This window comes from Streptomyces sp. NBC_00490, assembly GCF_036013645.1.
GTDB lineage: Bacteria > Actinomycetota > Actinomycetes > Streptomycetales > Streptomycetaceae > Streptomyces > Streptomyces canus_F.
Genome location: NZ_CP107869.1, coordinates 4,232,668 through 4,251,127 on the forward strand (window position 1 = coordinate 4,232,668; position 18,460 = coordinate 4,251,127).

Genomic DNA, 18,460 nt, shown 5'->3' on the forward strand with positions numbered 1-18,460 from the left:
TCAACAGGGACAAACACATACACCGTAAAGTGGTAAGACCGGGCAACCGGACGCCGCAACAAGAAGGGGGAGGCGATCGGATGCCGCACGCCGAGACACCAGGCACCGAGGCTGCCTCGCAAACCCGTCTGCGCTGGTGGACGGAGCTGCCGCTGATCCTCCTGGTGTACGCCTGCTACTCGGCGGGCCGGCTCCTCGCGCGGGGCGACGTCACGCACGCCGTCGACCACGGTCTGGCGATCCTGAAGGTGGAGAAGTTCCTCCACATCAACGCGGAGCACCCCCTCAACCGCCTGTTCACCAACGAGACCTGGATCGGCGTACCGGCCGACTTCTGGTACGCGTCGCTGCACTACCTGGTCACCCCCGTGATCCTCATCTGGCTGTTCCGCTCCCGCACGGTGCAGTACCGCGCGGCCCGCACCTGGCTGATGACCTCGACGTTCATCGGCCTGATCGGCTTCACCCTGCTGCCGACCTGCCCGCCCCGGCTGCTGTCGGAGAGCTACGGCTTCGTCGACACGATGGCCCAGTACAGCTCGTACGGCTGGTGGGGCGGCGAGGCGAGCGCGCCCCGGGGCATGGGCGGCATGACGAACCAGTACGCGGCCATGCCGAGCCTGCATGTGGGCTGGGCCCTGTGGTGCGGAGTCATGCTGTGGCGCTACGGCGGCACGCGTACGACGAAGGCTCTGGGTGTCGCCTACCCGCTGATCACCACGATCGTGGTGATGGGCACCGCCAACCACTACTTCCTCGACGCCGTCGCGGGCGCCGCCGTCATGGGTGTCGGCCTGCTGCTCGCCCCGTTGGTGCTGCGCGGCGCGGACCGGTTCAAGGCGCGCGCGGCGGTGGTCCTCGCGCCTGCCGCGGCGAGCACTCCCGCCGCACAGGCCTCAATTGTCAGTGCCGGATGCCAGACTTCCGCGGGTGAGCGAATTCCACGGCAGCGCGAGACACGGTTCGCACCAGGAACCGAGCCGAGTGCCTCCCCCACGGAAGCGGGGGACGGCGCTCCGGCAACAGCTCGCTGAGCTGCGCGGCCCCGACGTACCGGCCAAGGCGCTGGATGCCCGCGCCCTGGCCGCCCTCGCCGCCAACCCGGGCTGCAGACGGCGCGCGATCCTGGACGGCGCCGGGGTGAACAAGGCGGCATTGGCGGGCGCACTCGGCTCGCCGTCGGCGTTCGGCCAGTCGCAGTTCGCGCTCACTCGGGGCAACGCGTTCGAGGCGAAGGTGAAGGCGGACGGCGGCGCGGAGCTGCTGCGCCTGGTCCACGAGCGGCTGGACCGGTCCGCCGAGCCGCCCGCCCACGCGCGGGTGCCGGAGCTGACCGCGATCGGCCCCGAGGGGCGCACGGCCCGGACGGCGCTGGCGCTGCGCGAGGCCACCGAGGCGGTCGGCGAGTGGACCCTGCTCGACCACCCGATGCTCGCGCTGGACGTCGCGGGCTCCCCCGCCTTCCTGGAGCCGGACGCGGTGGTCGTGCACCCGGACGGCACGTGGACGGTCGTGGAGATCAAGTCGTTCCCGATGCTGGACGGTTCGGCGGACCCGGCGAAGGTGGGCGCGGCGGCGCGGCAGGCGGCGGTGTACGTGCTGGCGCTGGAGCAGGTCGCGGCGCGTCTCACCCAGGAAAGCGCCCCCGCTCCCGAGGTGCGCGACCGGGTGCTTCTCGTCTGCCCCAAGGACTTCTCCAACCTGCCCACCGCCTCCGCCGTCGACATCCGCAAGCAGCGCGCGGTGACCGGGCGCCAGCTGGCCCGCCTCACCCGTGTCCAGGACATCGCCGAGACGCTCCCCGAGGGCACCTGCTTCGACCCCGCCCGGCCCGCAGAGGAGCTGACGGCGGCCGTCGAGTCGGTCCCGGCGACGTACGCGCCCGAGTGCCTGGCCGCGTGCGAACTGGCCTTCCACTGCCGTGACCGCTCCCGCGCGGCCGGCGCGGTGACGTCCCTGGGCCGGTCCGTGCGGGCCGAGCTCGGCGGCCTGACCACCGTGCCGGACGTCCTGGCCGCGGCCCGGGGAGAGGCCGGGGACGCCGAGGACCCGGCGGTGGCCGCCCTGCGCAGAGCCGCGCGGCTGCGGGCCGAGGCGCTGAGCGCCATGGCGCCGGGAGCGACCGCGCCGGAGGCACCGGCATGTCACTGATCACCACCCTCGCCCGCCTGGAAGCCGTCACCACCGGCCGCGCCCAGCCCTCCGCCACGGTCCGGCACCGGCACCTCTCCGACCGCCCCCTCGTCCTCGTGCCGCTCACCACCGCCGGTGAGGCCGGCGCCCCGCTCGGCGCGCTCGTCGGCACCGACCGGGACGCCCCGCGCCTCCTCGTCGTACCGCAGCCCCGCGACCGCGATCTGCGGTTCGCGTTCCTGGCCGAGCTGGCGGACATCGTGCTGCCGTACATCGACACCTGCGCGGAGGCCGTCGAGGCGGCCGAGCGCAACGAGACCGATCCGGAGACCGGCAAGCGGGTCAAGGTCGAGGTCGAGCTGTGCGCGGACGCCCCGCAGCTGATCGTGCCGAGCCGCGCGGGCATCGACCTCGTACGGCTGCTGGGCCGCTCGATGCGTTTTCGGCGTACGGCCGAGCAGGACCCCGAGTCCCCGCATCCCGCACCACCGCACGTGCCGTTGCTGGGCCGGTGGCTGACCCACTTCGGGGAGCGGGCGCGGGTCCCCGGCTCCTCCCTGCTGCTCGCCGCGACGGAGGTCCTGTCCCGGCACTGGGCGACCGGCCAGTCCACCCTGGAGGACCAGCACCTGGGCGCGCTGCTCGCCTGGATCGACCCGCCGGAGGGCAGGACAGGCGCCGAGGCCGCCCTGGAGGCCGAGCTCGGCCGGGACGCGAAGGGGCAGCTGCTGCACCCGCCGGCCGGTCCCGCCACCGACCCGGCGTTCGACAACAAACTGCTCGCCCCGGCCATCGAGCGCTACGACCGCGCGCGTACCGCCCTCGCCGCCGCCGAGGACGGACTGGAGGCGGACGACCGGCTCGGGGAACTCACCACCGCCGAGCGGGAGATCAGGAAGCTGGTCGAGAGCCGGACCCGGCCCACCTGGGACGCGGTGTGGCGGGGCCTGGACCTGCTGCGGACGCTGCCCGAGGGCGCGCGCGTCGAGGAGCGCTGGACCCGGGACCGCTGGTCCTTCACCAGCCACCGCGACCGTGTCCTGGCCGGCGAGCCCCCGCAGCCGCGCCGCGACGACGCGGTCACCGCCGCCAACAAGCTCGCCACGCGCGAGCGCGAGCAAGCCCGTCTGGAGGCGCAGGAGGCCCTGGACGACCCGCTGGTGATGGCGGGGCGGCGACTGTCCGGGGAGGCGTTCGCGGGAGAGGTCACGGACGTCGTGATGACGTACAGCGAGGGCAAGCGGCCCAGCCCGCGCCCGCTCGTCACGGTCCGCACGGACGACCGGCCCTACCTCGGGGAGCGCGTGAAGGTGTACCGCTCGCTGGGCGGCAAGCCGCAGACGGCCGAGTTCGTCGGGTACGAGAGCGAGGGCGAGGAGGCCGCCCTGATCGTCCTGCGGATCCTCGACAAGATGGGCCGCGGCAAGGAGCCCGAGACCGGGTCCGTGCCGGAGAAGGGCGACCGGCTCTGCTTCACCCTCTTCGAGCACGAGCAGCGCGGCGGCGCGAAGCTGCCCGACCCGGAGGCCACGCCCTGGACGCACGGCGGGCCGCCCGGCGAGGCGGTCACGGAGGCCGCCGACCGCATGACCGAGGAGGATGTTCTGTGACCACGGTCTTCGACCCGGGTACGGCCGCCGCGCAGGCCACCGACGCGATCCTCCACGACACCCTGCACAGCGACAGGCGCGGTGTCGTCGTCGACTCCCCGCCCGGTGCCGGCAAGTCCACGCTCGTCGTCCGCGCGGCACTCGAACTGGCCGAGGCGGGGCGCCCGCTGATCGTCGTCGCGCAGACCAACGCCCAGGTCGACGATCTGGTGCTGCGGCTCGCGGAGAAGAACCCGGAGCTGCCGGTCGGCCGTCTGCACAGCAGTGACACGGACGCGTACGACAAGGCGCTGGACGAGCTGCCGAACGTACGGACGTCGGCGAAACCGGCGGACCTGGCCGGTCTCCCGGTCACCCTGTCCACCGCCGCGAAGTGGGCGCACGTCAAGGTCGACGAGCCGTGGCGGCACGCGATCGTCGACGAGGCGTACCAGATGCGCTCGGACTCGCTGCTGGCCGTGGCCGGGCTGTTCGAGCGGGCCTTGTTCGTGGGCGACCCGGGGCAGCTGGACCCCTTCGCGATCGTGGGCAGCGAGCAGTGGGCGGGGCTGTCGTACGACCCGTCGGCGTCGGCGGTGACGACCCTGCTGGCCCACAACCCGGAGCTGCCGCAGCACCGCCTCCCGGTGTCCTGGCGGCTCCCGGCGTCGGCGGCACAGCTGGTCTCCGACGCGTTCTACCCGTTCACGCCGTTCCGCAGCGGCACGGACCACGGTGACCGGAGCCTCGCCTTCGCGGTCGCGTCGGACGGCTCCGGCCCCGACCGGGTGATCGACGAGGCGGCCCGGTCGGGCTGGGGCCTGCTGGAGTTGCCCGCGCGGCACACTCCGCGCACCGATCCGGAGGCGGTGCGGGCGGTGGCGACGGTCGTGCGCCGGCTGCTGGACCGGGGTGGCGCGGCGACCTCGGAGCGCTCACCGGACCCGGCGCCCCTCACCGCCGACCGTGTCGCCGTCGGCACGGCCCACCGCGACCAGGCGGCGGCCGTCCGCGCGGCCCTCGCCGAGCTGGGCGTCACGGAGGTGACGGTCGACACGGCGAACCGTCTCCAGGGCCGCGAGTACGACGTCACGGTCGTCCTGCACCCCCTCTCCGGCCGCCCCGACGCCACCGCCTTCCACCTGGAGACGGGCCGCCTCTGCGTCCTCGCCTCCCGCCACCGGCACGCGTGCATCGTGGTCTGCCGGGCGGGCGTGAGCGAACTGCTGGACGACTATCCGTCGACGGAACCGGTGCAGCTGGGGACGGTGGTGAAGTTCCCGGACGGCTGGGAGGCGAACCACGCGGTGCTGGCGCGTCTGGCGGAACACCGAGTCGGATGGCGCCCTTGAGCTGCCGCCCTACGGCACCTGCGCGGCAAACGGCGAGGCCAGTGCCACCCCTCGCCGGACGGAGTCCGGCACGCCGCCGGAGGCGGCTGATGAATACAGCCCCGACGGCTGGGAGGCGAACCACGCGGTGCTGGCGCGTCTCGCGGAACACCGGGTCGGGTGGCGCCCTTGAGCTACCGCTACAGCACGTGTGTGGCAGGCGACGAGGCCAGTGCCGCCCCTCGCCGGGAACACAAGGTGAGCTGGAGGCCTTGAGCTGGCTTTGCCGCGCTCTTGCGCGGCCACGAGACAATGGACGACGGCCCACTCCCGACGGGCGGGTCATCGGCAACGTACGAGGAGGAGAAGACATGGCGGAGCCCACGCCGCGTCGGCACGAACCGCGGCTACGCCCCGCGCCCCTGCTCTTCGAGCCCGCGGAGGTGGCCTCCGATCCGGAGCACTTCTTCGACCTGGAGTCCATCGACGATCCCCGGGCGCTGCTGGCCCGGGCGACGGAGCTGACGCATGCCTTCCGCGCGGCGACGGACCGTGCCGTGGAGTTCCAGGCGCTCGCGGCGGCCCAGCTCGCGGACCCGCGGCGGTTCGACCGGCTGACGGCGGCGGACATCGCGGAACGGGCCGAGTGGACCGAGGACTATGCCAAGAAGATGATCGAGTTCGGCCGGGACCTGATGCGGGGTGCCGAGGGCCGGGGCACCATCGACCCTGCGTAAAGCTCTGGCATATGCCAGGCGGGCAAGATACTCCCCCGCACCCTCCCCTGTCCCGGTTTCCGGCAACCCTCCGAAACGGCACGCTCACGCCCGGTACACCTTGAGGCATGAGCGACACACGCAAGGAGCTCTTCGCCGACCGTTCCGACGTCTACGGCGTCACCCCGGACGGGGCCGAGTGGCTCGCCTCGGCAGGAACGTATCCGCGGAGCACGCTGGCCCTGTGGAGGGACCGGCCGGGCGCGCCCGTCGTCCTGCCCTGCGGTACCGCCTTCGACGTCGTGAGCGTGCCCGCGATCTTCGGGCGCCGGATGCTCGACCAGCTGTGGGGCGAGGGGCCGGGCTCGGGGCCGGTCGCGGTGTTCCGTGGGCGGACCCTGCTGTTCGCCGCGCCGGGCACGGCGCATCGGCTGCCCTCGCTGCTGCGGTGGGAGGAGTTCGGCCGTACGGGAGCGGTTCCGCCGCTGCTGTGCCATGGCGCCGGAGACGCGGTGACCGTCCCCGCCCCGAGGCCGACGGAGGCCGCCCCGACCCCGTTCGACAGCCGCTGGCTCGTCGCCCCCGACACCCGCCACCCCTGGCTGCCGGGCCCCGAGATCCTGCTGTGGGCGGCCGTCCGAGCGGCCCGCGCTGCCGTGCGGATATCGATTTTTCCTCCCGCCGATCAGGATGCTAAGGTCTACGACGTCAGCAGGCGCCGCTAGCTCAGTTGGTTAGAGCAGCTGACTCTTAATCAGCGGGTCCGGGGTTCGAGTCCCTGGCGGCGCACAGACAACGAAGGCCTCTCACTCAGGTGGGGGGCCTTCGTCATGGGCGGGCGAGATCTCTCCGGCGCGGCAGAGGCGGCCGGGGGTCCGGGGGTTGTCCCCCGGGGGATACAGCATCAGCGGGTCCGGGGTTCGAGTCCCTGGCGGCGCACAGACAACGAAGGCCTCTCACTCAGGTGGGGGGCCTTCGTCATGGGCGGGCGAGATCTCTCCGGCGCGGAAAGCGCGAACCGGCCTCGCTGTCGTCATTTCTTCGCGGCTTCGCCGCGCGTGGTGGGGGCTCCGCCGCTCACACCCCCGTTCGGCCGACCGCAGTGGCCGTCGCCCGGGAGCTCACCGGGTCGCGATCCGCACCGTCCACTGTCCCGAAGCCGTGCGGTCCTCCACCTCCACTCGTACGTCTGTGCCCGGCACCGTGAAGCTTTCGCCTAGGGCGACGGGGGCGTCCGCGAGGGGTGGGTAGACCGAGGTTTCCCAGCAGGCCTCGGTGCGGGGGTGGGCGTCGAGGACCTGGACCGGGCCGCCACCAGAGGGGGAGCCGGCGTTCACGCGGTAGACGAGCACGCCCTCGCGGCAGGTCGCCGTGTCGTTGCCGACCGCGCCGCGCGCCTCGAAGCCGAGGGCACTGTCGGGCCCGGTCCTGACCACCGCGAGCTTGGTGCCGCGGCCCAGGCCGAAGGAAGCCGCCCCTGCCGTACCGGCGCCCGCGCCCGCACCCGCCCCGAGCGGCTCCAGCGTCAGCCGTGTCGAGCCCCGCACACACGCCACCTGCCGCGGCTCCAGCCAGCCCAGCTTCCACTTGTGCCAGGCGAACAGGTCCGGCGAGAGTCCGAACTGGCTGCCCATCAGGTCCCAGTCGCCGACGAACGTGTCCCAGTCCCCCTTCCCGTCCACGGGGCGGTGGTAGAGATCGGGCAGGTCGAAGACATGACCGGTCTCATGAGCGAGCACCAGCCGGTCCGGCGGATGCTGCTCGAAGACCGTGACGACCCGGCGGATGTCCGTGCCGTCGGCCCGCAACGGGACGTCCAGGTTGACGACCTTCGTCGCGTCGGAGTCCACGCCGGGCGCGTCCGGATCGGCGACGAAGTAGACGACGTCGTACCGGGAGAAATCCACCAGCCCGTCCACCGCGGTCAGCGCGTCGCGCAGATAGGCGGCGCGGTGGGACGCGCTCCAGTCGCGCTGTATGGCGTACGCCGTGGACGGCTGCGGCATCCGGATCCACTGCCGCAGCGGATGCGGGCGCAGCGTGAACTTGCCGTAGGAGGCCTGTTCGAAGAAGCGGCTGGTGGCCGGGAAGTGGTCGGCGGCCAGTTCGTCGGGCGTGGTGCGCGGGGTCGCGTCCGGGAAGGACAGGAACACCATCACCGCGTCCAGCGCGCGGGCCGGGCGCGGATAGGCGGTGTTCCAGGTGTCCAGACCCTCGGAGTGGTGCGCCTGAGTGCGGGTCAGGGCACAGGGTTCGGCCGAGAAGGGTTCGGCGGCCGACGGACCGGTGATGAGAGAGGTGGCGGCCAAAGCCGACATGGTGGTGAACAAGGCCGCGGTGCTGCGCAGTCGAGGGCGCTGGAAAGGGCGCGGCACAGAGACCTCCGGGTGCGGTTCGCGGGACACCGCACCCAGCCTGTGTGAGATTGTCGTACTACGCCCTGTTTGTCTGCACCAGACGAGTGAGTACGGCGAAGAACCGTCAGAAGCGACACCCCGAATCGCTCACGGAACGTCACACCTGGTCGGGCGCCCCAACAAGCCGTCCAGGTGCGGGCAGAAACGATCTGCCAGAAGGGCCGGTTGTTCCGGGACACCGGACGGTGGCTGGAAGGGGTGGGGGCCAGCCTCTATGATCGGCACACTTTCCTGCACGGACAGAGATCGAGTGCACTGCGGGAGCGAACGGTGAGCGGAACCTCCGAAGGGCCGGCGCCCGCGGCAGATCTCGACCGGGCGGTCGTCACGGACAGTGACTTCAGTGCGTCTCCTCGTACAGAACCCCCGACGTACCAATCGGCGTTCGCGGCCGCGCCGCTGGCCATGGCCGTCGTGGACCGCGAGGGTCTGGTCGTCGGCGCCAACGAGACGCTGGGCGAACTCCTCGGCAGCGTGCCCGAGGCGCTGGCCGGGCAGGTCGCCGCCGAGCTGGTGGATCTGGCCTCGGACGCGCGGACCTGGCACGCGTACCAGGAAGTGCTGCGCGGCCGGCAGGCCAGGCTGCGGTGCACCCGCCGGCTCAAGCACCCGGACGGCCAGTCCGTATGGGTGCAGGTGACGGTGGCGCCGCTGGGCACGGGTGAGCCCGGTGTGCTGCTGTCCCTCGCCGACATCAGCACACAGCGCGAACTCCAGGCCCGGCTGCGGCACTTGCAGATGCACGATCCGGTGACCCGGCTGCCCAACCGGACCCTGTTCTTCGAGCGCCTGTCGGCCGCGCTGGAGGTGGAGTCGTACGCGCAGGGCGGCACCGGGCGGATCGGGCTCTGCTATCTCGACCTCGACGGCTTCAAGGCGATCAACGACACCCTCGGCCACCGGGTCGGCGACCGGCTGCTGGCGGCGGTGGCGGAACGGCTGACCCGCTGCGCCGACGAGGCGGGCCTCACCCGCGGCAGCGCGCCACTGGTGGCCCGACTGGGCGGCGACGAATTCGCCCTGCTCGTCGAGGACTCCACCGGCACCGACCAGCTGGCGGACCTGGCCGAGGCCGTACTGAAGGCGATCCAGGCGCCCTTCGACATCTCCGGGCGCCGGCTCTCGGTCTCCGCGTCGATCGGCGTCGTGGAACGGCACGCGGCCGGCACCACCCCCACCGCCCTGGTCCAGGCCGCCGACACGACGCTGTACTGGGCGAAGGCCGACGGCAAGGCCCGCTGGACGCTCTTCGACCCGGAGCGCAACGCCCACCGGATGACCCGCCAGGCGCTCGCCTCCACGCTCCGGCCGGCCATCGAGCGCGGTGAGTTCACGCTCGAGTACCAGCCACTGGTCGGCATGGAGGACGGCCGTCTGCGGGGCGTCGAGGCGCTGGTCCGCTGGAACCACCCGCAGTTCGGCATGCTGACGCCGAATCGGTTCATCGGATTGGCCGAGGAGGACGGTTCGATCGTTCAGCTCGGCCGCTGGGTGCTGGCCACCGCCTGCCGCCAGGCGCGGCAGTGGCAGCTGGACCACCCCGGTGAGCCGCCGATCTTCGTCAGCGTGAACGTCGCGGTCCGCCAGGTCTGGGACTCCGACCTCGTCGAGGACGTCGCCGAGATCCTCGCGGAGACGGGCCTGGCCCCGGGCCTGCTGCAGCTGGAGCTCACGGAGTCGGCGGTCATGGGCTCGGCCGGCCGCCCCCTCCAGGCGCTCCAGGCCCTCAGCGACATGGGCGTCCACATCGCCATCGACGACTTCGGCACCGGCTACTCCAACCTCGCCTACCTCAGCCGTCTCCCGGTCGCGGTCCTGAAGCTGGACGGCTCCTTCGTGCGGGGCTTCCAGTACGAGGGGACGGGCGCCCCGCCCAACCCGGCCGACGAGGTCGTGGTGGAGGCGATGATCCAGCTGGCCCACCGGCTGGGGCTGACCGTCACCGCGGAGTGCGTCGAGACCTCGGCCCAGGCCTCCCGGCTGCGCCGCATCGGCTGCGACACCGGCCAGGGGTGGCTGTACTCGCGGCCGGTGGCGCCGGATCGTATCTCCGAGTTGATGAGCGGTCAGACCGCCGGCAACCCGTAGGCGTCGGCGATCAGTTCGTAGCTGCGCAGCCGCAGCTCCGCGCTGTGGGCGTGGGAGGTGAGCATGAGCTCGTCGGCGCCCGTGCGCTTCTGGAGGTCGTCCAGGCCGGCGCGGACCTCGTCCACCGAGCCGTGGATGACGTTGGCGTTCCAGGACGTGATGAAGTCGCGTTCCATCGGGCTGAAGTCGTAGGCCTCGGCCTCTTCGGGGGTGGGGACCAGGCCCGGGCGGCCGGTGCGCAGGCGGACCATGTTGAGGCTCGCGGCGAGGACCTGGCGGCGGGCCTCCTTCTCGTCGTCCGTGGCGAGGGCGGAGACGCCGATGAGGGCGTACGGCTCCTTCAGGACCGCGCTCGGGCGGAAGGACTCGCGGTAGAGGTCCAGGGCCGGGACGGTGTTCTGCGCCGAGAAGTGGTGGGCGAAGGCGAACGGCAGGCCGAGGGTGGCGGCGAGGCGGGCGCTGAAGCCGGAGGAGCCGAGGAGCCAGATCGGGGGGCGGTGCGGGGACTGGACGCCGCCGGGGGACGTCGACTGGATGGGGCCGGGGACCGCGTGGATACGGCGGTAGGGGTGACCGTCGGGGAAGTCGTCGTCCAGGAAGCGGGTCAGCTCGACGAGCTGCTCGGGGAAGTCGTCGGCGCCCTCGTTGAGCGTGTTCGTGCGGCGCAGGGCCGCTGCCGTGGCGCCGTCGGTGCCGGGGGCGCGGCCGAGGCCGAGGTCCACGCGGCCCGGGGCCATCGCCTCCAGGGTGCCGAACTGCTCCGCGATCACCAGCGGGGCGTGGTTGGGCAGCATGACGCCGCCCGAGCCGAGGCGGATGCGGGTGGTGTGGGCGGCGAGGTGGGCGAGGATCACGGCGGGGGACGAGGAGGCGACGCCGGGCATGGAGTGGTGTTCGGCGACCCAGTAGCGGTGGAAGCCGCGGGACTCCGTCAGTTTGGCCAGGTCGACGCTGGTGCGCAGGGCGTCCGTGGCGGTGCGGCCGGCACCTACGGTGACCAGGTCCAGTACGGACAGGGGGACGGGGGCGGTGCCGTGGATCGTTCCCCGAATCTCGTCTGCCGTCACTGTGGTGCCTCCTGTGGTGGGTGCCGTGCGCTGTCCTTCGGCGTGTAACAGGAGGGTGGCTCCGGTTATTCCTTCGCCCCCGCCGCCCCTACCCATCCCCGTCCCTGGGGGCTGCCGCCCCCAGACCCCCGCTTCGGCCCTGAAGGGGCCTCGTCCTCAAACGCCGGACGGGCTGGTTGGTCAGCCCGTCCGGCGTTCGAGGAGCGGGGTCGCGTCCTACACCTGGACGATCGGCTCCTTGGTGAACAGGGAGCCCAGGGTCGGGGCGTTGACCCTGCGGTCGGTCAGGCGTAGGCCCTCCCAGACTGTGACCTGGTTGGCGGTGAGGACCGGTTTGCCGAGTTCCTTCTCCAGGGCGGGGAGGTGGGCGGCGGTGTGCAGGGCCGTGTCCGGGAGGAGGATCACGTCCGCGTCGGGTGTGTCGGCCGACCTCGCCAGGGCGAAGACCTCCTTCTCGCCCCAGGTGCCGACCTCGGCCGCCGTGACGATCCCGGCGCCCTTCACACCGGTGACCTCCAGGCCGCCCGCCCGCAGGAACTCCGCGAACAGTGCCGCCACGTCGTCCGGGTAGGTCGCCCCGACCGCGACCCGGTGTGCCCCGACCTCCCGGGCCGCGTGCACGAAGGCGAAGGAGGTGGAGGAGGCCGGCAGGCCCGCCGTAAGGGCGAGGCTGCGCACCTGCTCGTGGGCGCCCTCCCAGCCGTAGACGAAACTGCCGCTGGTGCAGGCCCACACCACGGACTCGGCGCCCGCCATGCGCAGTTGCTCGACACCTGCCGCGAGCCGTTCGGCGGAGCCCATGCGGCGCAGGGCGTCGGGACGGTGGGCGTCCTCGCCGATGTCGGTGTGGACCACGTCGAGGCGGACGTCGCTGCCCAGGAGCTGCTCGATGCGCGGATAGTCGTCCTCGGCGGAGTGGCCGGGGTAGAGAAATCCGAGTGCGGTCATGACCAGCCTTCCTGCTGCTCTTCTTTCGGCTGCTTCTCTTGCGGGAACACGGGGCCGGACCGTGCCGCCGGATCGACCAGCGCCTGGTACGGCCCCACTGCCCGGGTACCCAGTCGGCGCAGCGCCGCCCACATCGTGACCTGGTTGGCCGAGATCACCGGGATGCGCAGTTCCGCCTCCAGTTGCGGGATGACGTCGTAGGTCGGGAGGTTGGTGCAGCTGATGAACAGGGCGTCGGCGCTGTGGCGGACGGCCTTGTGGGCCATGGCGACGACCTCCCGGTACGGGACCTTCCAGATGTGCCTGGTCAGGCCCATGAAGGCGCAGCCGGTGACCGCGATGCCCGCCTCGGCGACGTACTCCTCCAGGGCCCGGGTCACCGACACGGTGTACGGCGTCACCAGGGCGACCCGGTGTACGCCGAGGTCGATCAGCGCCTCCAGAAGTGCGCCGGAAGTGGTCACGGACGGGACCGCGCCCGCCCTCGTCATCGCCTCGCACATCGCCCGCTCCCCGGCGACCCCGCCGACGAAGCTGCCGGAGGTGCAGGCGTAGGCGACGACCTCGGGCGTGATGGCGTTCAGGGTGCGTACCGCGTCGTGCAGTGTCTCGTGCTCGCTGACGAGACGGGCCAGGTCGAGGCTGACCTCGACGGGGACGTACGGCGTGCGGGTCAGATGGAGCGACACCTCGTCGGGGACCCAGCGCCACAGCTCGCGGTCCAGCGCGAAGTCGAAGGGAGCGACGACACCTACACCGCGCTGGGGGCGCGGTCCACCAAGAAAGGAGAGGTCCATGGCAGGCACCGGCCTCACGGTGAGAGACGGGGGGACAACGGACCGTACGCGCGCCCGTGTTGACGAAGGTAGGTTCGGGTGCGAGCGTGGTCAATCCGCGCATGTCAGACGCCTGTGGAGGAACGGCTTCGGATGACCGCCCCCACCCTTCTCGTCCTGGACGCCGATCCCCTCCCCCGCCTCGGCAGTCTCACCGGCCGCGCCCGCGTCGAGCACACGGACGCGTCGGCGCTGGCCGAGCGGCTGCCGTACGCCGATGTCCTGCTGGTCTGGGACTTCACCTCCCACGCCGTGCGCGCGGCCTGGCCGGGTGAGGGGCCCCGGCCACGCTGGGTGCACACGGCGAGTGCGGGTGTGGACCATCTGATGTGCCCCGAACTCGCCGCGTCCGACACGGTGGTGACCAATGCGCGCGGTGTCTTCGACCAGCCCATCGCGGAGTACGTCGCCGCTCTCGTTCTCGCGATGGCGAAGGATCTGCCCCGGACGCTGGACTTCCAGCGGGAGGGTGTGTGGCGGCACCGGGAGTCGCGGCGGGTGGCGGGGACGCGGGCGGTGATCGTCGGGTCGGGGCCCATCGGGCGGACGATCGCCCGCACGCTCAAGGCACTTGAGATCACCACGGCCGTCGTCGGCCGTACCCCGCGCACCGGCATCCACGGTCCGGGCGACCTGGACCGGCTGATCGCCCGCGCGGACTGGGTGATCGCGGCGGCGCCGTTGACCGAGCAGACGGACGGGATGTTCGACTCGCGGCGGTTCGGGGTGATGCAGCCGTCGGCGCGGTTCGTGAACGTCGGGCGTGGCCGGCTCGTCGTCGAGGACGACCTGGCGGACGCGCTGCGCAAGCGGTGGATCGCGGGTGCGGCGCTGGATGTCTTCGCGGACGAACCCCTCGGCCCCGACAGCCCGTTGTGGCAGGTCCCGGATCTGATCGTGTCCCCGCACATGAGCGGCGACACGATCGGCTGGCGGGAGGAACTCGGCTCGCAGTTCCTGGAGTTGTACGACCGCTGGGCGGCGGGCAAGCCACTGCTGAACGTGGTCGACAAGAAGCGCGGATACGTACCGGGGCACTGACGGCGCCACGTCACAGAGAGCCGGAGGGGCGGATGACGGAGCTCACCGAACTGACCGCAGTACAGCTCGTCGACGGTTACCGCAAGGGCGAGTTCAGCCCCGTCGAGGTGACCCGGGCGGCCCTGGAGCGGGCCGAGCGGATCCAACCGGAGGTGAACGCGTTCGTTCGGATCACCGCCGAGGAGGCGCTCGCGCAGGCCCGGGAGTCGGCGGACCGCTGGCGGCGCGGTGAGCCCGCGGGGCTGGTCGACGGGGTGCCGGTCACGGTGAAGGACATCCTGCTGATGCGGGGCGCCCCGACTCTGAAGGGCTCCAAGGCGCTGTCGGAGAAGGGCCGTTGGGACGAGGACGCGCCCTCCGTGGCCCGGCTGCGTGAGCACGGCGCGGTGTTCCTGGGCAAGACGACGACGCCCGAGTTCGGCTGGAAGGGTGTCACGGACTCGCCGCTGTCCGGGGTCACCCGCAACCCGCACGACCCCTCACGCACCGCGGGCGGTTCCAGCGGCGGCGCGGCGGCGGCCGTGGCGCTCGGCGCGGGCCCGCTGGCGCTGGGCACGGACGGGGGTGGCAGTGTGCGCATCCCGGCGGCCTTCTGCGGGATCTTCGCGCTGAAACCGACGTACGGGCGGGTGCCGCTGTATCCGGCGAGCGCGTTCGGCACGTTGGCGCATGTGGGGCCGATGACGCGGGACACGGCCGACGCGGCGCTGATGCTGGACGTCATCGGGGCGCCGGACGCGCGGGACTGGTCGGGAATGGGACCAAGTGCCGTTTCCCACCAGGGCGTTCTGCGGGAAGGCGTACGGGGTCTGCGGATCGCCTACTCCCCTTCCCTCGGCGGACAGGTGCGGGTGCAGCCGGGGGTCTCGGCGGCGGTGCGGCGGGCGGTGGAACGGCTGGCCCGGCTCGGCGCGTATGTCGAGGAGACCGACCCCGACCTCACCGACCCGGTGGACGCCTTCCACACCCTGTGGTTCAGCGGGGCGGCCCGGGTGACCCAGCATTTCGGGCCGTATCAGCGGGAGTTGCTCGATCCGGGGCTGCGGGAGATCTGCGGGCTCGGGGCGCGGTACAGCGCGCTGGACTATCTCGCCGCGGTCGACGTCCGCATGGACCTCGGGCGCCGGATGGGCCGTTTCCACGCGTCGTACGACCTGCTGGTGACGCCCACGGTGCCGATCACGGCTTTCGAGGCGGGCGCGGAGGTGCCGAAGGGCTCGGGACATCGGCGGTGGACGGGGTGGACTCCGTTCACGTACCCCTTCAACATGACCCAGCAGCCGGCCGCGTCGGTCCCGGTGGGGGTGGACGGCGACGGACTGCCGGTGGGGCTCCAGATCGTGGCCGCCCGGCACCGGGACGATCTGGTGCTACGGGCGGCTCATGCGCTGGACGCGGTCACACCCTCCGGAAGCTGAGCGTCTCCCCCGACGCCCCTGACCGCCAGAGGTCGTTGCACGCCTCGGCCAGCTCCGCCAGCCCCTCCACCACCTCTCCCCAGACGATGCCGGGCACCCAGCCCACGTCGCCGTTGAGGAGCAGGTTGTTGCGCTCGTAGAAGAGGGCCAGGTCGACCACCGTCGTGCCCGCGCGGACCTCGCGGTCGTAGCCGTAGGACTTGGTGCCCAGTTCCGTACCCGCGAAGGAGAAATAGCAGAGATCTCCAGGAATGGGGGTGACTGTCGGATTTTCCAGGGGCGGCTCCGATTCCGCGAAGGGCGGGAAAAGGGCATAGATCTCATTGCGGGCATATTTCGCGTGATAGACGTCGCCGGCCAGCGGGAGGGAATCCCAGACGGCCGCGCAGGTGATCGGCGCACGATCGTCCAGCAGCTTTGCCGTACCGGTGATCCCCCGCTTGACCAGCGAGACTTCGATGTAGCGGTCAGCCATACGTTCCATGGTCCCCCGCCGGTCAAGGGCGCCTCGGTCAGGATCGGGCTCGAATCGGTCGGCATAAGTCGCATCCGGTCGGGTAGCCGCGCCGCCATGGCTCCACCGATACGAAACGACATTCGAAACGACGTTCGGACCGACAGAAGCACGCCCGGAACCACTCGCCGATCGCTGCTCGCGGGGGTGGCGGCGCTCGGTGCGCTGGGGGCCGCGGGCTGCTCGCGGGTGGCCACGGCGTCCACGACGGACGGCGGTGATCTGCTCGAACGCCTCAGGGCGGCAGGTGTCGTACGGCTGGGAATCGCCGGCGAGATCCCCTTCGGCTACATCGACAAGGACGGCGAGCTGACCGGCGAGGCGCCCGAGCTCGCGAAGGCCGTCTTCAAGCGGCTGGGGGTCGACCGGGTACAGCCCGTGCCCACCGAGTTCGGGTCGCTCATTCCGGGGCTGAACTCACAGCAGTTCGATGTGGTCGCCGCCGGGATGTATGTGAATCCCGAGCGCTGTGACCAGGTCATCTTCGCCGACCCGGACTATCAGATGCTCGATTCGTTCATCGTGCGCAAGGGCAATCCCAAGGGGCTGCACGACTACAAGGACGTCGTCGAGAAGAAGGCCAGGTTCGCCACCGGGACCGGGTATGCCGAGATCCAGTACGCCGTCGACGCGGGGTACAAGGAGAGCGACATCCTCATCGTCCCCGACCAGGTCGCGGGGCTGAACGCCGTCGAGTCCGGGCGGGCCGATGTCTTCGCCGGTACCGCGCTCACCACCCGCGAGGTCGTCAAGAAGTCCGCCAAGACCGAGGCCACCAAGGCCTTCGCGCCCCTGGTGGACGGCAAGCCGCATGTCGACGGGGGCGCGTTCGCGTTCCGGCTGACCGAGACGAAGCTGCGGGACGCCTTCAACGTGGAGCTGCGGAAGCTGAAGAAGAGCGGGGAGCTGTTCCGGATCCTGCGGCCCTTCGGGTTCACCGAGGCCGAGATGACCGACCTCACCGCGAAGGAGCTGTGCGGCGGATGACCACCGGACTGTGTGAACTCGTACTCAAGGGCGTGTGGACGACCGTCCAACTGCTCGTCTTCAGCGCCCTGCTGGCGGCCGCCGTCTCGTTCGTCGTCGGTGTCGCGCGCACCCATCGACTGTGGATCGTGCGCTTCCTCGCCGGCTTCTACACCGAGGTGTTCCGCGGGACCTCGGCGCTCATCATGATCTTCTGGGTGTACTTCGTGCTGCCGATCTCCTTCGGCTGGCAGCTGGTGCCGATGTGGGCGGGCACGCTGGCGCTCGGGCTCACCTACGGCGCGTACGGCTCGGAGATCGTGCGCGGCGCCCTGAGCGCGGTCGACCCGGCGCAGAAGGAGGGCGGGATCGCGCTCAGCTTCACGCCCTGGCAGCGGCTCAGGCTGATCCTGCTGCCGCAGGCGGTGCCGGAGATGATCCCGCCGTTCTCCAACCTGCTGATCGAGCTGCTCAAGGGCACCGCGCTGGTGTCGATCATCGGCATGAGCGACCTGGCGTTCAGCGGCAACCTGGTGCGGCTGGCGCTTCAGGAGAGCCAGGAGATCTACACGTATCTGCTGGTCATCTACTTCGTGATCGCCTTCGCTCTGACCCGCCTGATGCGTGGCCTGGAGAAGAAGCTGAAGTCGGGCGTCGGCAAGGAACCGGAGCGCGGGGTGACCGCACATGAGCTGAAGCGGGCCGAGACGACGGGCGTCGGAGGTGGTGTCGCGTGAAGTGGGACTGGGGAGCGGTCGGCGACTTCATGCCGCAGTTCTGGGACGGCCTGCTGGTCACCCTGCAGGCGCTGGCGCTGGGCTCGGTGATCTCCTTCGTGCTGGGCCTGGTGTGGGCGCTGCTGATGCGGGCGCCGACCCGGTGGGTGACCTGGCCGGTGGGCGCGGTCACCGAGTTCATCCGGAACACCCCGCTGCTGGTGCAGCTGTTCTTCCTCTTCTACGTACTGCCCGAGTGGGGTCTGACGTTCTCGGCGCTGACCACCGGCGTCTTCGCGATCGGCCTGCACTACTCGACGTACACGATGCAGGTCTACCGGGCCGGCATCGAGGCGGTGCCCGTCGGCCAGTGGGAGGCCGCGACGGCACTGAACCTGCCGGTGACCAGGACGTGGCGGGTGGTGATCCTGCCGCAGGCGATCCGCCGGGTCGTCCCCGCGCTCGGCAACTACGTCATCGCCATGCTGAAGGACACGCCGCTGCTGATGGCGATCACCGTCCTTGACATGCTCGGACAGGCGCGGCTCTTCTCCCAGGAGCACTTCCAGTTCACCGAGCCGCTGACCGTGATCGGCGTGGCCTTCATCCTCATCGCCTATCTGGCCTCCCTCCTCGTGCGAGCCCTGGAGCGTCGTCTTGTCCACTGACATCGAGCAGAC

The 18,460-nt window shown here is 71.5% G+C and carries 17 protein-coding genes and 1 tRNA gene; 13 read left to right on the top strand and 5 right to left on the bottom strand.

Annotation, left to right across the window (positions count from 1 at the left end; all coding sequences use genetic code 11):
- Positions 1-80 precede the first annotated feature (80 nt).
- The 7 genes from OG381_RS19045 (at position 81) to OG381_RS19075 (ending at position 6,558) form a co-directional block, all read left to right on the top strand.
- Positions 81-1,034 (top strand): phosphatase PAP2 family protein, encoded by a 954-nt coding sequence (locus OG381_RS19045; protein ID WP_327717288.1) that lies wholly within the window; start codon positions 81-83, stop codon positions 1,032-1,034.
- Entirely contained in the window at positions 985-2,151 is a 1,167-nt protein-coding gene (locus OG381_RS19050) for a hypothetical protein (RefSeq protein ID WP_327717289.1), read from the top strand. Before OG381_RS19045 ends, OG381_RS19050 begins: the two co-directional genes overlap by 50 nt.
- Positions 2,142-3,743 (top strand): hypothetical protein, encoded by a 1,602-nt coding sequence (locus tag OG381_RS19055; RefSeq protein WP_327717290.1) that lies wholly within the window; start codon positions 2,142-2,144, stop codon positions 3,741-3,743. The genes OG381_RS19050 and OG381_RS19055 overlap by 10 nt, the downstream gene beginning before the upstream one ends.
- The gene (locus tag OG381_RS19060) at positions 3,740-5,074 is read left to right on the top strand and encodes an AAA domain-containing protein (RefSeq protein ID WP_327717291.1); all 1,335 of its coding nucleotides are present in this window, start codon (positions 3,740-3,742) and stop codon (positions 5,072-5,074) included. Before OG381_RS19055 ends, OG381_RS19060 begins: the two co-directional genes overlap by 4 nt.
- A gap of 350 nt (positions 5,075-5,424) precedes the next feature.
- Positions 5,425-5,790, top strand: coding sequence for a hypothetical protein (locus tag OG381_RS19065; protein ID WP_307030248.1), 366 nt, complete (start codon positions 5,425-5,427; stop codon positions 5,788-5,790).
- Positions 5,791-5,897: 107 nt separating this feature from the next.
- Positions 5,898-6,494, top strand: coding sequence for a bifunctional DNA primase/polymerase (locus OG381_RS19070; RefSeq protein ID WP_327717292.1), 597 nt, complete (start codon positions 5,898-5,900; stop codon positions 6,492-6,494).
- Positions 6,485-6,558 (top strand) — tRNA-Lys (locus tag OG381_RS19075). The genes OG381_RS19070 and OG381_RS19075 overlap by 10 nt, the downstream gene beginning before the upstream one ends.
- Positions 6,559-6,890: 332 nt before the next feature.
- Here the strand turns inward: OG381_RS19075 and OG381_RS19080 are convergent.
- Positions 6,891-8,174, bottom strand: coding sequence for a M6 family metalloprotease domain-containing protein (locus OG381_RS19080; RefSeq protein WP_327717293.1), 1,284 nt, complete (start codon positions 8,172-8,174; stop codon positions 6,891-6,893).
- Positions 8,175-8,456: 282 nt separating this feature from the next.
- Here OG381_RS19080 and OG381_RS19085 point away from each other — a divergent pair, with 282 nt between their 5' ends.
- Complete coding sequence (locus tag OG381_RS19085; RefSeq protein ID WP_327717294.1) at positions 8,457-10,274, top strand: putative bifunctional diguanylate cyclase/phosphodiesterase; 1,818 nt, start codon at positions 8,457-8,459, stop codon at positions 10,272-10,274.
- On the opposite strand, the gene OG381_RS19090 is transcribed toward OG381_RS19085, so the two are convergent.
- The 3 genes from OG381_RS19090 to OG381_RS19100 all read right to left on the bottom strand — a co-directional run bounded on the left by OG381_RS19090 (position 10,253) and on the right by OG381_RS19100 (position 13,086).
- Positions 10,253-11,341, bottom strand: a complete 1,089-nt coding sequence (locus tag OG381_RS19090; protein WP_327717295.1) for an LLM class flavin-dependent oxidoreductase — start codon at positions 11,339-11,341, stop codon at positions 10,253-10,255. The two genes, OG381_RS19085 and OG381_RS19090, sit on opposite strands and share 22 nt — an antisense overlap.
- Before the next feature lie 216 nt (positions 11,342-11,557).
- Positions 11,558-12,289: a maleate cis-trans isomerase family protein gene (locus tag OG381_RS19095; protein WP_327717296.1), complete on the bottom strand. Its 732-nt coding sequence runs from the start codon at positions 12,287-12,289 to the stop codon at positions 11,558-11,560.
- A complete protein-coding gene (locus tag OG381_RS19100) occupies positions 12,286-13,086 on the bottom strand; it encodes a maleate cis-trans isomerase family protein (protein WP_327722501.1) in 801 nt (266 codons plus the stop codon). The genes OG381_RS19095 and OG381_RS19100 overlap by 4 nt, the downstream gene beginning before the upstream one ends.
- Before the next feature lie 132 nt (positions 13,087-13,218).
- Here OG381_RS19100 and OG381_RS19105 point away from each other — a divergent pair, with 132 nt between their 5' ends.
- Entirely contained in the window at positions 13,219-14,166 is a 948-nt protein-coding gene (locus OG381_RS19105) for a D-2-hydroxyacid dehydrogenase (protein ID WP_327717297.1), read from the top strand.
- 32 nt (positions 14,167-14,198) lie between these two features.
- Positions 14,199-15,584: an amidase gene (locus tag OG381_RS19110; protein ID WP_327717298.1), complete on the top strand. Its 1,386-nt coding sequence runs from the start codon at positions 14,199-14,201 to the stop codon at positions 15,582-15,584.
- On the opposite strand, the gene OG381_RS19115 is transcribed toward OG381_RS19110, so the two are convergent.
- Complete coding sequence (locus OG381_RS19115; protein ID WP_327717299.1) at positions 15,565-16,059, bottom strand: DUF3830 family protein; 495 nt, start codon at positions 16,057-16,059, stop codon at positions 15,565-15,567. The two genes, OG381_RS19110 and OG381_RS19115, sit on opposite strands and share 20 nt — an antisense overlap.
- 96 nt (positions 16,060-16,155) lie before the next feature.
- Between OG381_RS19115 and ehuB the strand changes: the two genes are divergently transcribed.
- Genes ehuB through ehuD form a run of 3 tightly spaced genes read left to right on the top strand, consistent with a single transcriptional unit; the run spans position 16,156 to position 18,448 of the window.
- Positions 16,156-17,085 carry an ectoine/hydroxyectoine ABC transporter substrate-binding protein EhuB gene (ehuB, locus tag OG381_RS19120; RefSeq protein WP_443061911.1) on the top strand — a complete coding sequence of 310 codons (930 nt, stop codon included), beginning with the start codon at positions 16,156-16,158 and terminating at the stop codon, positions 17,083-17,085.
- The gene (ehuC, locus tag OG381_RS19125; protein ID WP_327717301.1) at positions 17,082-17,801 is read left to right on the top strand and encodes an ectoine/hydroxyectoine ABC transporter permease subunit EhuC; all 720 of its coding nucleotides are present in this window, start codon (positions 17,082-17,084) and stop codon (positions 17,799-17,801) included. The genes ehuB and ehuC overlap by 4 nt, the downstream gene beginning before the upstream one ends.
- A complete protein-coding gene (gene ehuD, locus OG381_RS19130; protein ID WP_327717302.1) occupies positions 17,798-18,448 on the top strand; it encodes an ectoine/hydroxyectoine ABC transporter permease subunit EhuD in 651 nt (216 codons plus the stop codon). Before ehuC ends, ehuD begins: the two co-directional genes overlap by 4 nt.
- Positions 18,449-18,460: the final 12 nt, after the last annotated feature.

Bases quoted from the DNA above. Each gene is read 5' to 3' on its own strand.
- ehuC (WP_327717301.1), top strand. From the start codon at position 17,082: ATGACCACCGGACTGTGTGAACTCGTACTCAAGGGCGTGTGGACGACC.
- OG381_RS19110 (WP_327717298.1), top strand. From the start codon at position 14,199: ATGACGGAGCTCACCGAACTGACCGCAGTACAGCTCGTCGACGGTTAC.
- OG381_RS19065 (WP_307030248.1), top strand. From the start codon at position 5,425: ATGGCGGAGCCCACGCCGCGTCGGCACGAACCGCGGCTACGCCCCGCG.
- ehuB (WP_443061911.1), top strand. From the start codon at position 16,156: ATGGCTCCACCGATACGAAACGACATTCGAAACGACGTTCGGACCGAC.
- OG381_RS19115 (WP_327717299.1), bottom strand. From the start codon at position 16,059: ATGGCTGACCGCTACATCGAAGTCTCGCTGGTCAAGCGGGGGATCACC.
- OG381_RS19070 (WP_327717292.1), top strand. From the start codon at position 5,898: ATGAGCGACACACGCAAGGAGCTCTTCGCCGACCGTTCCGACGTCTAC.
- OG381_RS19045 (WP_327717288.1), top strand. From the start codon at position 81: ATGCCGCACGCCGAGACACCAGGCACCGAGGCTGCCTCGCAAACCCGT.
- OG381_RS19105 (WP_327717297.1), top strand. From the start codon at position 13,219: ATGACCGCCCCCACCCTTCTCGTCCTGGACGCCGATCCCCTCCCCCGC.
- OG381_RS19095 (WP_327717296.1), bottom strand. From the start codon at position 12,289: ATGACCGCACTCGGATTTCTCTACCCCGGCCACTCCGCCGAGGACGAC.
- OG381_RS19055 (WP_327717290.1), top strand. From the start codon at position 2,142: ATGTCACTGATCACCACCCTCGCCCGCCTGGAAGCCGTCACCACCGGC.
- OG381_RS19100 (WP_327722501.1), bottom strand. From the start codon at position 13,086: ATGGACCTCTCCTTTCTTGGTGGACCGCGCCCCCAGCGCGGTGTAGGT.